Genomic DNA, 14,639 nt, shown 5'->3' on the forward strand with positions numbered 1-14,639 from the left:
ACAGACGACTGGCAGACTGTGGCGGTGGTGGTCCTGCGCGAGCGATGGAACGAGCCGATCCCCGGCTCCGAGGCGTTGGCCGACGAGCTGATCGCCAGGTACGTCGGACGCAATCGCCGCGCCTACCGCGACCACTACCTCGACGTGGTGCTGTCGTCTTTGGACTCCCTGCTGCAGCTGAGCACCGATCCCACCTCCGTCCGGCTGGCGGCCTGGTTCCACCGGGCGGTGCACGAGCCCGGCGGCGATCCCGGTGAGGACGCCGAAGCATCAGCCCGGTTGGCCGAGCAGCTGCTCCCGCAGTACGGCGTGGCTCCGATCCGGATCGCCGAGGTGGCCCGGCTGGTCCGCCTGACCGGTGAGCTGGCCACTCCCCCGACCGACTCGTACGCACCACCCCGCCGCGACGCGAACGGCGATGTCCTGCTCGACGCCGTGAACTCCGTCCTGGCCACCGACCCGAGCTGGTACGCCGCCCACGCCGCCGAGGTACGCCGGGACGCAGGCGAGCGCACGATCGCCATGGCCCGCCGGTACGACGAAGTACGCGCCCTGCTCGACGGCCACCTGTACCGGACCCAGCTGGCTCGGCAGCGCATGGGCGCGATCGCCCGGGTCAACCTGGAGACCGAGCTGGTCGGCCTCGACAGCGAACTCCCCGCGCCCTGGCGTGGCTGGCAGCAGGCCGCGCTGGCAGCCGCTGCCACTTTCGGCGCGATCGCAGCCGTCGTGGTGGCCATCGCCGCGGCCGGCGCTCCCTGGCAGGTCCCGGTGGTGGACGTCGAGTCCGGCTGGCCTCCGATCGGGCTGGCGGTGTTCTCCTTCTTCTCCGCCCCGCTCCTCTTCCGCAGCGCGCGCAGCAATACCCAGCGCGCCAAGCTCATCTCCGGCACAGTGATTGCCGTCGCCACGACCGGACTGCTCGTCGCGTGGGCACAGGTCCCGACCACCAACCCCGCCGTGGGTGTTGGCCTCCGCGTCCCCCTGCTGATCTCCGCACTGATCCTGCTGCTCGTGGCCGGCGCCGCGTCGATGGTCGCGTCCCTCCTGCGGACCAGAGCCGCCCGCTACACCCCGACCCGGAACGTCGGCCAGCAGCTGGCCTGGCTGGCTGTGCCCGGGGTGATAGCTCTCACCCTGCTGCTGATCGTGCAGCCGCTCTCCAGGAACTACGTGCTCGACTCCAACGAGCGCGTCGAAGGCTCAGCGCCCCCAGCAGGCACTGCACCGCGCTCAGTGCTCGACGGCCACGTCGCGTGGGTCAGCCGGGCACTAACCGGCGCAGGAGCCGAGGAGGCCGTCAGTACGCCGTACGGGATCGCTGTGCCGCGGCAGACCGGGTCGGTGGAGATGCTGGACGCCGCGACGGGTGAGCTGCGCTGGCGGTACAGCCGGTCGGACTCGGACGAGAAGCCGAACATCGCGGCGACCGGCGACGGGCGCTACGTGCTGGCCGAGTTCACCGACATCGGCTACCTGCTGCTCGACGCCGAGACCGGTCGTCGCCAGGCGGCCTGGCCGGGTCGGACCAGGGACCACGCCATCCTCCAGGCCGACCCCCTGCTCACCCGGCAGGAAGTCGGCCGAGGCTCGGACACGCTCCGCGGCGTGGACCCGGACGGAAACGAGCGCTGGTCGTACGAGCCCGGCCGCTGTACGTCGGTCGAGGCGGCGGCCACGGCCGACACCGTGGTCGCGTTCCTCGGGCACAGCTGCGACGACAAGCCGGACGACATCGTCGGGCTGGACCTGAAGACCGGCAAGGAGCTGTGGAGCAAGTCGCCGAGCAACCTGTTCCGCCGGTCGGTCGTGGTCGCCGGACTGGTGATCGTGGCCGAGCAGGGCGAGGAGGCGAACGCGCCGGGCGCACTGGTCGCTGTGGAGCCGCGGACCGGTGAGATCAAGTGGCGCTGGCCGGTACCGCGCGACTGGTCCTGCCGGACGTTCCTCAGCCCCGCCGGCAAGCAGCTGGTCGTCGTGGACTGCCCGGGCCCTGACACACGGCAGAACAACAAGACCGTCGTCACCGCGATCGATGCCGCCAGCGGCCGGACCACCTGGCAGACCACGGCACCCGTCAACCCGCGGGCGCGGGTGGCCGTCACCGAGGACGCCCGGGTGGTCTCCCTGGCGCGCGGCTTCGACGGCTGCTACGCCAACAGCATCACGCGCACCGGCTTGCGCCGGACGCGTCTGCCCGAGGGCATCTCCTGCAGCCGGGACATTCGGGCCGTGGGCAACCTGCTGCTGACCTCGGGCAACAGCAGCATCATCGCCCTGCGCTGACGCAGCCGGACCGCCGCTGGACGGCTGACGCAGCCGGAACTCCGCAGATGCGCTAACGCAGCTGGGACTCCGCGGACGCGAGCAGCTCGACCACCCGGGTGCCGAAGGCCACATCGATCTGGTGCGACTCACCGGACTCCGCCGCAGCGACCAGCTCCGACGCGGCGATCGCGAACGCGTCCACCGAGGAGGTCTCCGTCGGCGGCAGCAGCGCCGTACCGGTCTCGCCCCAGATGCCGGTCTCGAAGTTGCTGCCGGCCGGCGGCGCGGACAGCGACAGGCTCGCCGTACTGGTCGCGCCGGACTCGTGGGTCAGCACCAGGTGGACCAGGTCGCCCTCGCCTCCGGCAGCCTGCAGCGACTCGATCGGGCCGAGCATGGCGCTCAGGTTGGACAGGGCGTGCGGTCCGACGTCCCAGAGGGCTCCGCGCTGCTCGCGACGCCACTTGGACTCGCTGTACGGGTTGCCGGGCGCGTCCAGCGACGCCAGCATCCGGGCCCAGCCGCCCTTCCAGCCGCCGCGCTCGCGCACCTCGGCGAAGAACGACCGCAGCTCGGGCTGGAACCGGCCAGTGAAGAAGACCACCGACGCGATGCCTTCGTCGGCCACCTCGTCGGCCAGCGCCCGGGCGTCGTCCAGCGAGTCCGCGACCGGCTTGTCCAGCAGCAGGTGCTTGCCGACCGCCGCCGCCTCCAGCGCCATCGTGGCCTGGACCCGCGGCGGAACGGCGAAGGCGACCGCATCGACGACCTCGAGTAACTCAGCGTAGTCGTCGTATCCAGTGGTCTCGAGCTCTGCAGCCAACGCGTTCGCCCGGCCTGAGTCGCGTCCCCAGACGCCCACCAGCTCGACCCCGTCGGTGGCCCGCAGACCGGGTCCGTGCGTCCGCCGGGCCCACGGACCGGTACCGACCAGGCCGAACCGCATGCTGTTCTCCCTTTCCGAGACCCGCCCGGATCGGGCAGCGGTCTGGTGACGAGCCGATATCGCTTTGGCCACGACCCTAACCGTGGACCCCGGATCGGTCGGTCCGGGGTACTCCGGAGTGTCAGACTCCATAACCATGGACCTGCGCGACCAGTGGAATCGCCTGCTGCCGCACGCGCAGCCGCTGGGCGAGGACCTGCTGGCTCGTTACGCAGAGTCGCATCGTCACTATCACGACCAGCGGCACCTGTCCGAGATGCTCACCACCATCGACGAGCTGGCCGCGGTGGCCGACGACGCCGACACGGTCCGGCTGGCCGCCTGGTTCCACGACGCGATCTACGACCCGCAGGCCGAGCCCGGCGAGAACGAAGAGGTCTCGGCGCAGCTGGCCGAGCTCGAGCTGGCGGCGTACGGCGTGGACGCGGACAAGGTCGCCGAGATCGGCCGGCTGATCCGGCTGACCGCCCGGCACGACTGCGAGCCCGACGACGCCAACGGCGCGGTGCTCTGCGACGCCGACCTGCGGATCCTCAGCCTGGACGCCGAGCGGTACGACGAGTACGCGGTCGGCATCCGGGCCGAGTACGAGCACATCCCCGACCGGGACTTCGCCCGCGGGCGGATGACCTTCCTGCAGAACCTGGCCGAGACCCCGCTCTACGCGACCAGCCACGGCCGCGAGCACTGGGAGAAGGCCGCCCACGCGAACCTCGACCGCGAGCTGACCCGCTGGGCCCCGAAGGCGGCCCGGCCGATCTCCGGCCTGATCCCGATGATCTACCTGGGCGCCGCGCTCGGGGTGGTGATCGCCGCCTCGGTCCTGCTCGGCCGTGGTCTCGGCGCCGCCGCCCGCTGGCCGGCCGCCCCGGACGAGTCCACCGGCTTCCCGGTCTGGGCCCCGATCGCCGGTACGGCGGTCGCGGCCGGACTGACCTGCGCCTGGTTCCGGCGCGCCCAGCCGAAGCTGATCACCATCCCGGCGATCGCCTTCTGCGCGGTCGGCGTGATCGCCATCGGGGTCTGCTGGTGGCGCTGGCCGGCCACCTCACCCGGCGCCGCCATGAGCGAGCGCTGGCCGTACCTCATGCTCGGCTCGGTCGCCCTGCTGATCGCCGGAGCCCTGCTGGCCCTGGCCCGGCGCCTGCGCCTGGCTCCGCCGTACGCCGTGGCTCCGCCGCGAGCACTGGGCCTCGGCGTGACCGTCGTCTGCGCCGGTGTGCTCGCCTGGATCATGGTGTCCGCCGGTGAGCCGTTCGTGCAGGCCCGGCTGGAGACGGCGAACACGGTGAGCACCACCGCGACCATGCCGGCCGGCGTGCTGCCGGTGCAGCTGGACGGTGAGCTCGCCTGGAGCCGGGAGGTCCCGGCCACCGGTGCGATCGCCGGGACCGTCGGTGGGGTCGCCGAGCTGCGTCCTGACGGCGTGGTGATGTCCGACGCGACCACTGGGCAGATCCGCTGGCGCTACTCCCGGGCCGACGTCGTCGACGCCGCCTCGAACGGCTCCCGCGGGCTCCTGGTCTCCAGCGACGGCCGGACGATCGCCGCCCACCTCCCCCACGGCAGCAATCGCGCACCGAGCGGGATCGACCTGCCGACGTACGCCGTACTGGACGCCGACACCGGCGACGTCCTCACCGAGGTCCACACCGACGGCACCGCGCTGGCCGTCGACAGGAACCAGCTGCTCGTCGCCGAGGGCAAGTACGTCGTGGCGCACGGCGTGAGCAACCCGACCCACTGGCGGACCCGGCTGCAGTGCGCGGTGACGCAAGGCGTGCTGCTGGCCGACCAGGCCGTCGTGGTCGACGCCTGCGGCGGCAACGGCGCGGAGGTCCGCGGCCTCGACCTGACCAACGGCGAGCTGAAGTGGGACGTCGACCTGGGCATCCAGTTCGAGCTGAGCGCGGAGCTGGATCCCTCCACCTGGATCGGCGACCTGGTCGCCGTACCGGACACCCGCGAGGTCTCCGGCCTGGTCTGGACCAGCGACGCCGGCGGCACGCTGCACCAGTGGTCGGTCGACGTCGGCGAGGGCCGGATGCTGTGGACCACGCCAGTGCCCGGTACGCCGAGGCCACGGCTCGGTACGGCGTCCTGCGACGCGCAGCTCGCCGCTACCCACACGACAATCGTCCTGGTGACCTGCAGGAACAGCACCGAGCCCGGTGAGCCGCAGACGTACGATGTGTCAGCAGCGAGCCCTGCGGACGGTACGCCGCAGTGGCACCACCTGCTGGAGATCCCGCCGAAGCTGCAGCACCCGTCGTTCCCCCGCGACGGCTTCGGCCTGCTGCCGGACGGCCGCGTCGTCACACTGATGCCGCAGCAGAACGGCGTCTGCTCCCCGGTCATGGTCGGTACGACGGGCGTCCAGCCCCGGCCGATCATCGCCAGCCCGGACGCGGCCAAGACCTCCGAACGCGACAAGGTCACCTGCGACAAGCCCGCCGTCGCCGTCGCGGGCGGTCGCCCGATCTTCAGCGACGGCGTCCGCCTCTTCGCCATGAACTGATGGAGTTCACCGCCGCTGCCGTCGTGGAGGCCCTCCGGTCGCACGCGGACCCGGCGGCGTACCCGCAACGTCATTATCACGGCGACGGCGGCGTGCTCGGGGTCCGGATGGGCACGCTGTTCGAGGTCGCAAAGGGCTTCACCGCCCTGCCGCTGGCCGAGGTTGACCGGCTGCTCGACTTCACGCCGTACGAGCCGCGGATGGCCGCGTTCTGCGTGCTCGACTTCAAGGCCCGCAACGCCAAGCTGCCGGCCGACGAGCGCGCGGCGGCGTACGAGCTGTACCTGCGGCGGCACGACCGGCCCTGATTCTTGCCGGCGACACCGATCCGGTGGTCGCCAAACCGGTCGGGATCGCCTTGAAGTACGCGGGTCTGCAGGACGAGGACGCCCTGCGCGGCTTCCTCGACCAGCACGCCTCGGCGCTCGCCCGGCCCGCGTTGCGGTACGCCGTCGAGAAGCTCGATCCGGCCGTCCGCAAGGCCTACCTGGGCTAGGGAATTCCTTTGCCCCCGGCATGGTTGATACCTATCGTGATGACCATGTTCCGCGCGGATTCTGCTGCGTACCTGTCGGCCCTGGGCCTGACGGGCGCTGCCGCGTGGACTTGTGCGTCAGCGGATTCAGATCTGTTCACCGGCGCGCGAAGCCGACCCTCCTCCTGCTGAAGCAGGACCCGCGGAGGAGGGTGGCACGGCAACCGGCCCCCTCCCTCGCAGCAGTTCCTGCTGTGCGGTGACGTCGTGGCCGGGGGTCCTGGCTCTCGTCGAATCTTCTGACCAGCAAGGGGAAACACACATCATGGCCAAGAGCCAGTTCGTGCGGACCAAGCCGCACCTGAACATCGGAACCATGGGTCACGTCGACCATGGCAAGACCACGCTGACCGCCGCGATCACCAAGGTGCTCGCCGAGCGCGACCCGAGCCTGAACTCGTTCGTCGCCTTCGACGGGATCGACCGGGCGCCGGAGGAGGTCCAGCGCGGGATCACCATCAACATCTCGCACGTCGAGTACGAGACCGCCACCCGGCACTACGCGCACGTGGACATGCCGGGCCACGCCGACTACGTGAAGAACATGATCACCGGTGCCGCCCAGGTGGACGCCGCGATCCTGGTCGTGTCGGCGCAGGACGGCGCCATGCCGCAGACCCGTGAGCACGTGCTGCTCGCGCAACGCGTCGGGGTTCCGTACCTGGTGGTCGCGCTGAACAAGGCGGACGCCGTCGACGACCCCGAGCTGCTCGACCTGGTCGAGCTGGAGGTGCGGGAGCTGCTGTCGGAGTACGGCTTCCCGGGCGACGAGGTGCCGGTGGTCCGCGTCTCCGGGCTGCGTGCGCTGGAAGGCGACCCGCAGTGGACCGCTTCGGTGGGCGAGCTGCTGGACGCCGTCGACAGCTACGTGCCGACGCCGGACCGTGAGCTGGGCGAGCCGTTCCTGATGCCGATCGAGAACGTGCTCACCATCAGCGGTCGTGGCACCGTCGTCACCGGCGCCGTCGAGCGCGGCGCGCTGAAGGTCGGCGAGGCCGTCGAGGTGGTCGGGCTCGGTCCGACGGTCGTCAGTACGGCGATCGGCATGGAGACGTTCGGCAAGTCGCTGGAGTCCGCGGAGGCGGGCGACAACGCGGCGATCCTGCTGCGTGGCGTGAAGCGCGACGAGGTCCGTCGCGGGCAGGTCGTCGCGTGGCCGGGCAGTGTGACGCCGCACCGGAAGTTCCGGGCGACGCTGCACGCGCTGTCGACCGCCGAGGGCGGCCGGCACAGCCCGTTCGGCGCGGAGTACCGGCCGCAGTTCTACATCCGGACCACCGACGTGGACGGTGGCATCGACCTGGGCGAGATCGCCCTGGTGATGCCCGGTGACACGATCGAGCTGGGTGTCGAGCTGGCCAAGCCGGTCGCGCTGAACGTCGGCCTCGGCTTCGCCGTCCGCGAAGGCGGCCACACCGTCGCCGCCGGCACGGTGACCGAGCTGCTCGATTGAAGGGGAGGTGCCCCGGGCTAGTTGCCCGGGGCACCTTTTCTGTGCCGGAGGCCCGACTCGATCAGGCGGCGCACCAGCACGCGGCTCGCGACCGGGGTCGCGCCGGCGGCCACCATGTCGTCGTACCGGTCGGACGGTACGTCGTAGTGGTCGCGGTCGAACCCGCGGGCGGGGATGCCGACCTTGCGGGCGAACGCGTGCAGCTCGTCGTACGACTCGTCGCTGACCAGGTGCGACCAGACCCGGTCCCAGCCCGGCCAGACCGGTGGGTCGATCAGGATCACGCGGTCGTCTCCTTGGCGTCCTGGGCGTCGAGCAGGTTGCGCCACGCCTTCACGAAGCGCGAGTTCACGTACGCCTTGGTCCACGAGCCGTCCTGACGCACCGACGACCCGACGTGGAACTTGCGCACACCGGCCTGGTACAGCCACGGCACGTGCTCGGGCTGCAACGAGCCGCCCGCCATCATCACCGTGGCGACCGACGGATCGGCCTTGGCCAACGCGGTCAGGTCATCCAGCCCATGCCGTACGCCGAGCGCGGACCCGGCCGTCAGCACCGTGTCGAGCCCCGGCAACGTCCGCAGCGCCCGCCAGGCAGGCCGCTGCTCCAGCACGTTGTCGATCGCCCGGTGGAACGTCCACGGCGTACCGGCGAACGTCCCGACCAGCGCGGCCGTCGACTCGGCGTCCACCTCGTTGTCCGCCGTCAGGAACCCCAGCACGAACCCGTCCGCCCCGGCCCCCAGGTAGGACTGCGCCATCGCGGTCAGCCGGTTCAGCTCCGCCCCGTTCACCGCGAACGAGTCGGTCAGCCGCAACATCACCCGCAACGGCAGATCGGTCACCCGCCGAATCGCGCTCACCGTCGACACCGACGGACTCAACCCGTCGGCCTCCATCGAAGCGCACAACTCCAGCCGGTCCGCCCCACCCTCCTGAGCCGCCTCCGCATCCGCCGGATGCAACGCGATCACCTCGAGCAACGACCCCATGGGGTCCATCATCGCGGACGGCTGGCAGAAATTTGTCGTTGCAGTCCTCCGGGGGCTTCTGTATCGTTTTTCTAGAACGATCTAGTAGAACGATGCAGAGAGGTGTGGGAGATGTCGCCGGGAGTCACGCTCAAGACCGTCGCGCAGGCTGTCGGGGTGTCGCCGTCGACGGTTTCCAACGCCTACAACAAGCCGGACCAGCTGTCGGCCGCGTTGCGGGAGCGGATCCTCAGCACGGCGCAGGAGCTGGGGTACGCCGGGCCGGACGCTTCGGCGCGGGCGCTGCGGAGCGGGAAGGCGGGGGCGGTCGGGGTGCTGTTCACCGACAAGCTCGCCTACGCGTTCTCGGACCCGTACGCCGTGGGCTTCCTGGCTGGGCTCGCCGAGGTCGCCGAGGAGTTCGCGACCAGTCTGCTGCTGATGCCGCTGAGTTCTTCGGACATCCAGGGCGGGACGAACGCCGTACAGCAGGCGGCGATCGACGCGGCGGCGATCTTCTGCGTCGCCGGTGGGCACCCGGCGCTGGACATCCTGCGGACGCGCGGCGTCGCGATGGTGTCGACGGATCGGGGTGACCACCCGGACCTGTCGTGGGTCGCGATCGACGAGGTCGAGGCCGCGGCCAAGCTGGGCAAGCACCTGGCCCGGCTCGGGCACCGCGACATCGTCGTACTGGTCGACAACGCCGAGGCGGCCGGCAGCCGGGCGGTCGAGATGACGCTGGACGAGGTCGGGTACACCGACTGCGAGCTGCGGATCCGCGGCCTGCAGAAGGAGATGCCGGACGCCCGGATCCGGCTCGTCTCCGGCGGGCACAACGCGTTCAGCTCCGGACTGATCGGGGCCGAGTGGGTGCTCGACTCGCAGGACCGGCCGACCGCGATCGTCGGGCTGAGCGACGTACAGGCACTCGGTGCGATCGAAGCGATGAAGGCCCGCGGGCTGGTGCCCGGACGAGACCTGACCGTGGCCGGCTTCGACGACATCCCGCAGGCCGAGACGGCCGGGCTGACGACGATCCGCCAGCCGATCAAGGACAAGGGCCGGGCGGTCGGGCGCGTACTGCTCGACCCGTCGGTCGAAGAGCGTCAGATCCTGCTGCCGACCGAACTGGTCGTGCGCGCCAGCAGCGGGCCCGCTCCGCGCAACTGAACCTCACCACTGATCCACCGACGGCCGATCGGCCGCCGGACACTCCACCACGCTCTTTCTCGAAGGGAGCACACCATGTTCATCGCCGGAAACACCGCCGTGGAGAACGCGCGGTCGCTGTCCCAGTCCGCTCTTCCCGACGCTCCCCAGCAGCCGCACGAGCCCCGCCGCCCGCGCCGCGGCCTCGACCTGCGCGCCCGCACGGTCGCCGTACTCCGCACCGCCGCCGCCCACGAGCTCCGCCTCGCCAACCGCCTCGACCCGCACTGCGCGAACTGAGAAGAAGACCGGCGGACGAACCGCCCGCCGGTCTTCTCAACCACCAACTGCTCTTCTTCTGGGGTTTGTCGGTGGCGTCTGGCACTCTGAAGGGCGATGAGTGAGCCGGGGATCTTGCTGACCGCTCGTGCGCTGGTGCTTCACGACCTGGCCGCACGGGGATTCGACGACGCCGCGATGGTGTCCGCGCTCGAGGACGCGGTCGCCGAGCGGCAGTGGTGGCTCGACCAGTGGCCGGACGGCGCCGAGCACATCGCCGGTCTGGTCGCGCAGGACGTGCAGGATCTACTCACCGACTCCGGCGTCCGCTGGCCACGCTGCACCGCCTGCGACGACCTCAACGACCACGAGCTCCGGATCGAGCCCGAGCTCGGCCCCGACCCGCACTGGGTCTGCGAACGCGCCGGCATCTCGGTCTCCCGCCTCGGCCAGCTCACCTAGTCAGCGTCAGCGGGTCCACTCCGGCATGTGCTCGGCCAGGTAGCGGCTGCCGTACGAGCCGTGCGGGAGGATCTCCCGGATCCGCTCGAGATCGGCCGCCGTCAGCTCCACACCAGCCGCCGCCGCGTTCTCCTCCACCCGGTGCACCTTTCGGGTCCCCGGGATCGGCACGATGTCATCGCCCTGCGCCAGCAACCACGCCAGCGCCAGCTGAGTCACCGTGATCCCCTTGCTCCCGGCCAGCGCCTCCAGCTCACGCACGGCGGCCAGGTTCGCCTCGTAGTTCTTGCCCTGCCACCGGTCGTCGAAGCTGCGCATGTCGTCGTCCGGGTACTCACTGCCCGGCCGCACGTCCCCGGTCAGGAACCCGCGCCCCAGCGGCGAGTACGGCACGAACCCGATCCCCAGCTCCCGTACGACGGGCAGCACCGTGTCCTCCACCATCCGCTCGAACACCGAGTACTCCGTCTGCAGCACCGACACCGGCTGGACGGCGTGCGCCCGCCGGATCGTCTCCGGACCGGCTTCGCTCAGCCCGAAGTACCGGACCTTGCCGGCCTGGATCAGCTCGCCGACCGTCCCGGCGACCTCCTCGATCGGCACCTCCGGGTCGACGCGGTGCTGGTAGAACACGTCCAGCCGATCGGTCCGCAGGTACCGCAGGCTGTTCTCCGCGACCTTGCGGATGTTCTCCGGCCGGCTGTTCAGCGCCTCGCCCAGCCGCGGGTCCTTCGTCAGGTCGAACCCGAACTTGGTCGCCAGCACGACCTCGTCCCGGAACCCCTCCACCGCCTCGCCGAGCAACTGCTCGTTGCTGCCGGTGCCCCCGCCGTACAGCTCGGCGGTGTCGAAGAAGGTGATCCCGAGCTCGAAAGCGCGCCGGATGGTGGCCACACCTCCGTCGGGATCCGCCGCGCCGTACGCCATCGTCATGCCCATCGTGCCGAGGCCGAGCGCGGAGACGCTCAGTCCCTGCCGGCCGAGTGTGCGCTGCTGCATGTGACCGCTCCTCAGTAGAAACTAACCAGTTCGTTTCACCACCGTAGACAGCTCGGCCGGGCAAAAACAAACGAACTGGTTTGTTTTGGCTAGACTGGCGACCATGGGAGACGGACAGGCCACCAGGCGGCGGATTCTGGACGCCGCGACCGCCGAGTTCGCGGCGCACGGCATCGCCGGCGCGCGCGTCGATCGGATCGCGGCCAACGCCAAGGCGAACAAGGCCCAGCTCTACGCGTACTACGGCAACAAGGAGGCCCTGTTCGACACCGTGCTCGCCGAGCACGTCGCCTCGAACCTCGACCTCATCCCCCTGACCCCGGAGGACCTCCCCGGCTACGCCGTCCGCCTGTACGACGCCTACGTCAGCAATCCCGAGCTGACCCGGCTCGCCACCTGGGCCCGCCTGGAACGGACCCCCGCCGGCGACCTGTTCGCCGACTGGGAGGGCCACGACCGCGAGAAGCTCGCCGGCATCGAGGCCGCCCAGCGCGGCGGGCACGTGGTCGCCGACCTGAACCCGATCGACGTGCACTCCCTGCTGATCGCACTCTCCGCGACCTGGGCCGCCGCGAGCCTCACCCACACCGCGACCCCGGACGACCCCGACGACGTGCACGATCGCCGGCGCCATGCCTTGGCCGCGACCGTCCGCCGGGCGCTGACCCCAGGGTGAACTCAGGGACTTAACTGGTCGCGCTACATGTAGACAGGCTACTACTCTGACGGCATGAAGCTCCTTCGTGCCGTGGCAGTGCTGCACGCCGTCGCGGTCTGCGCCCAGCCGGTGCTCGCCGGCGTCTACCTGAACGGCGACGGCGCCGCCGCCCGGATCCACGGACCCGTCGGCCTGACCGCCGCCGCGCTGTGCCTGGTCCAGCTGGTCCTCACCTGGTTCACCAGCCGCCTGAGCGCGCCGTTCGTGCTCACCGCCGCCGTCCTCGCCGGCGAAGCCCTGATGATCCACTCCGGCTTCGGCCGCGAGCTGGCGCTGCACATTCCGCTCGGCCTGGCAGTCGTCGCAGGCAGTGTGGCGCTGGCTGTTCGAACCCTCCGTACGGCGGTGCCCGCGTGACGCACACACCGCAAAAGACCAAGCACCGCAGGCCGCGCGTGACCCTCTGGCTGCTGCGCATCGTCCTGCTCCTGCACGCCGGCCTGGTGATCGCCCAGCCGATCCTGGCCGGCTACTTCCTGTCCGGCGAGGCCGACGCGATGGACATCCACGGGCCGATCGGCTCGACGCTGTGGATGGTCGCGATGCTGCAGTTCGTCGCCGCGGTCCTCTACTGGCGACCCGGTGGCGGCCGGCTCTGGCCCGCCGTCGTCACGCTCGTGCTGTTCTTCGCCGACTTCGTCCAGCTGACGTTCGGCTACCTGCAGAACTTCGCCGTCCACGTGCCACTCGGTACGGCGATCGTCGTCACCGTCGTCGCCATGACGATCTGGTCCTTCCGCCACCAGGAGGTTGCCCGATGAAGTTGTCCCGCCGCGGGTTTCTCGGCGTGGCCGGCGCCGCGACGCTGGCCGGCTGCGGCCTGGACCCGTCGCCCGGCCAGACCGCCGAGCTGCTCACCAGCGCCGTACCGCTGCCGGAGCCGTTTCAGGTCCCGCTGCCGATCCCGCCGGTCAAGCGACCGGTCCGCAGCGACGCCAAGACCGACTACTACCGCGTCGTACAGCGCAAGGCGTCGCTGGAGATCCTGCCGGGCCTCAAGACCGAGGTACTCGGGTACGACGGACTGCTGCCCGGCCCGACCTTCGACGTACGGAGCGGGCGGACCAGCGTGGTCGAGCAGGTCAACCAGCTCGACGTACCGACCGTCGTACACCTGCACGGCGGCCACACCCCGGCCAGCAGTGACGGCTGGCCGCTGGACCTGCTGATGCCCGACGGCCAGCACCACGACCACGCCGGGCACCACGGGATGACAGGCGGCGACGTGAAGACCGGCAGCCGGAGCTACACGTTCCCGAACACCCAGCGGGCCGCCACGCTCTGGTACCACGACCACCGGATGGACTACACCGCTCCGCAGGTCTACCGCGGACTGTTCGGCCTGCACCTGATCCGCGACGCCGAGGAGGACGCACTTCCCTTGCCTGCAGGCGATCGGGAGGTCCCGCTGGTACTGGCGGACCGGTCGTTCAACGAGGACGGGTCGTTCCGCTACCCGGCACTGAAGGACGGGCCGGGCGTGGAGTCCCGATACATGGAGGGCGTGATCGGCGACGTCCAGCTGGTCAACGGCGCGCCCTGGCCGGTGCTGGAGGTCGACGCCGCCCGCTACCGCTTCCGCATCCTCAACGCGGCCAACGCGCGCCGGTACGAGCTGGCGCTCGACGGGCCAGCCCGGTTCGTCCAGATCGGCAGCGACGGCGGCCTGCTCGGCGCACCGGTCGAGCACGAGACGCTGGTGGTCGCACCGGCCGAGCGGTTCGACGTGGTGGTGGACTTCTCGCAGTACACCGTCGGCACGCAGGTCACGCTGACGAACAAGCTCGGCACGGGCCGGGCCACCCAGGTGATGCGCTTCGTCGTTGCCCGCAAGGCGGTTGACGACAGCAACGTTCCGGCCAAGCTCTCGTCGTACGCCGCACTGCCCGAACCCGCAGGTCTCGTACGCCGGAAGTGGCGCTTCCGTCGCGGCCAGGCCGGCGAGCACCGGGGCTGGACGATCAACGGCAAACCCTTCGACCCCGAGGTGATGCAGGCGACGGTGAAGCTCGACCAGTACGAGCTCTGGTCGTTCGTCACCGACGTGCACCACCCCGTCCACGTCCACCTCGCGCCGTTCCAGGTCCTGCGGCGCGGCGGCGGCCCGCCCGGCCCGTACGACGCCGGCTGGAAGGACACCGTCGACGTCCGCCCGGCCGAGGTGGTCGACGTCCTGGTCCGCTTCACCACCCACAAGGGCAAGTACCTGATCCACTGCCACAACCTCGAGCACGAGGACATGGCGATGATGGCCGCCTTCGCCACGGTGTAGCGCGATCCGGCTCTTGACGTCGTCGAAGACCTCGCCCTATATTCAACACATCAGTTGATCAAGG

16 protein-coding genes are annotated in these 14,639 nt (G+C 70.6%); 12 read left to right on the top strand and 4 right to left on the bottom strand.

The features are described 5' to 3' along the window. The first annotated feature begins 24 nt into the window (after nt 1-24). On the top strand, nt 25-2,286 hold the full coding sequence (locus ABD235_RS32460) for an outer membrane protein assembly factor BamB family protein (RefSeq protein ID WP_344181144.1): 2,262 nt from the start codon (nt 25-27) through the stop codon (nt 2,284-2,286). Nucleotides 2,287-2,338: 52 nt separating this feature from the next. Here ABD235_RS32460 and ABD235_RS32465 read toward each other — a convergent pair whose 3' ends face one another. Next, nucleotides 2,339-3,214: a Gfo/Idh/MocA family protein gene (locus ABD235_RS32465; RefSeq protein WP_344181146.1), complete on the bottom strand. Its 876-nt coding sequence runs from the start codon at nt 3,212-3,214 to the stop codon at nt 2,339-2,341. A gap of 136 nt (nt 3,215-3,350) precedes the next feature. Between ABD235_RS32465 and ABD235_RS32470 the strand changes: the two genes are divergently transcribed. The 4 genes from ABD235_RS32470 (at nt 3,351) to tuf (ending at nt 7,720) form a co-directional block, all read left to right on the top strand. Then, nucleotides 3,351-5,732, top strand: a complete 2,382-nt coding sequence (locus ABD235_RS32470; RefSeq protein ID WP_344181147.1) for a hypothetical protein — start codon at nt 3,351-3,353, stop codon at nt 5,730-5,732. Further along, nucleotides 5,732-6,040 (top strand): DNA alkylation repair protein, encoded by a 309-nt coding sequence (locus ABD235_RS32475; RefSeq protein ID WP_344181149.1) that lies wholly within the window; start codon nt 5,732-5,734, stop codon nt 6,038-6,040. Before ABD235_RS32470 ends, ABD235_RS32475 begins: the two co-directional genes overlap by 1 nt. Continuing rightward, on the top strand, nt 6,040-6,228 hold the full coding sequence (locus ABD235_RS32480) for a DNA alkylation repair protein (RefSeq protein WP_344181358.1): 189 nt from the start codon (nt 6,040-6,042) through the stop codon (nt 6,226-6,228). Before ABD235_RS32475 ends, ABD235_RS32480 begins: the two co-directional genes overlap by 1 nt. A gap of 304 nt (nt 6,229-6,532) precedes the next feature. Next, nucleotides 6,533-7,720, top strand: a complete 1,188-nt coding sequence (gene tuf / locus ABD235_RS32485) for an elongation factor Tu (RefSeq protein ID WP_344181151.1) — start codon at nt 6,533-6,535, stop codon at nt 7,718-7,720. Between the two features lie 17 nt (nt 7,721-7,737). Here the strand turns inward: tuf and ABD235_RS32490 are convergent, their stop codons facing one another. Then, on the bottom strand, nt 7,738-8,004 hold the full coding sequence (locus tag ABD235_RS32490; RefSeq protein WP_344181152.1) for a DUF4031 domain-containing protein: 267 nt from the start codon (nt 8,002-8,004) through the stop codon (nt 7,738-7,740). Next, nucleotides 8,001-8,714 (bottom strand): copper homeostasis protein CutC, encoded by a 714-nt coding sequence (locus ABD235_RS32495; protein WP_344181153.1) that lies wholly within the window; start codon nt 8,712-8,714, stop codon nt 8,001-8,003. Before ABD235_RS32495 ends, ABD235_RS32490 begins: the two co-directional genes overlap by 4 nt. 111 nt (nt 8,715-8,825) lie before the next feature. Between ABD235_RS32495 and ABD235_RS32500 the strand changes: the two genes are divergently transcribed. The 3 genes from ABD235_RS32500 to ABD235_RS32510 all read left to right on the top strand — a co-directional run bounded on the left by ABD235_RS32500 (nt 8,826) and on the right by ABD235_RS32510 (nt 10,586). Then, a complete protein-coding gene (locus ABD235_RS32500; RefSeq protein ID WP_344181155.1) occupies nt 8,826-9,866 on the top strand; it encodes a LacI family DNA-binding transcriptional regulator in 1,041 nt (346 codons plus the stop codon). 75 nt (nt 9,867-9,941) lie between these two features. Then, nucleotides 9,942-10,145 (top strand): hypothetical protein, encoded by a 204-nt coding sequence (locus ABD235_RS32505; protein WP_344181157.1) that lies wholly within the window; start codon nt 9,942-9,944, stop codon nt 10,143-10,145. A gap of 96 nt (nt 10,146-10,241) precedes the next feature. Then, nucleotides 10,242-10,586, top strand: coding sequence for a hypothetical protein (locus ABD235_RS32510; protein WP_344181159.1), 345 nt, complete (start codon nt 10,242-10,244; stop codon nt 10,584-10,586). Between the two features lie 6 nt (nt 10,587-10,592). Here the strand turns inward: ABD235_RS32510 and ABD235_RS32515 are convergent, their stop codons facing one another. Beyond that, nucleotides 10,593-11,585 (bottom strand): aldo/keto reductase, encoded by a 993-nt coding sequence (locus ABD235_RS32515; protein ID WP_344181160.1) that lies wholly within the window; start codon nt 11,583-11,585, stop codon nt 10,593-10,595. Between the two features lie 103 nt (nt 11,586-11,688). Here ABD235_RS32515 and ABD235_RS32520 point away from each other — a divergent pair, with 103 nt between their 5' ends. From ABD235_RS32520 to ABD235_RS32535, 4 genes are read left to right on the top strand one after another with little or no spacing between them, the layout of a single operon-like run. Continuing rightward, on the top strand, nt 11,689-12,261 hold the full coding sequence (locus tag ABD235_RS32520) for a TetR/AcrR family transcriptional regulator (protein ID WP_344181162.1): 573 nt from the start codon (nt 11,689-11,691) through the stop codon (nt 12,259-12,261). 54 nt (nt 12,262-12,315) lie between these two features. Further along, entirely contained in the window at nt 12,316-12,660 is a 345-nt protein-coding gene (locus tag ABD235_RS32525) for a hypothetical protein (RefSeq protein WP_344181163.1), read from the top strand. Beyond that, nucleotides 12,657-13,064 carry a hypothetical protein gene (locus ABD235_RS32530; protein ID WP_344181165.1) on the top strand — a complete coding sequence of 136 codons (408 nt, stop codon included), beginning with the start codon at nt 12,657-12,659 and terminating at the stop codon, nt 13,062-13,064. Before ABD235_RS32525 ends, ABD235_RS32530 begins: the two co-directional genes overlap by 4 nt. Beyond that, entirely contained in the window at nt 13,061-14,575 is a 1,515-nt protein-coding gene (locus ABD235_RS32535; protein ID WP_344181167.1) for a multicopper oxidase family protein, read from the top strand. Before ABD235_RS32530 ends, ABD235_RS32535 begins: the two co-directional genes overlap by 4 nt. The last annotated feature ends 64 nt before the right edge of the window (nt 14,576-14,639 follow it).

The sequence above is a fragment of the Kribbella lupini genome (assembly GCF_039529595.1).
GTDB lineage: Bacteria > Actinomycetota > Actinomycetes > Propionibacteriales > Kribbellaceae > Kribbella > Kribbella lupini.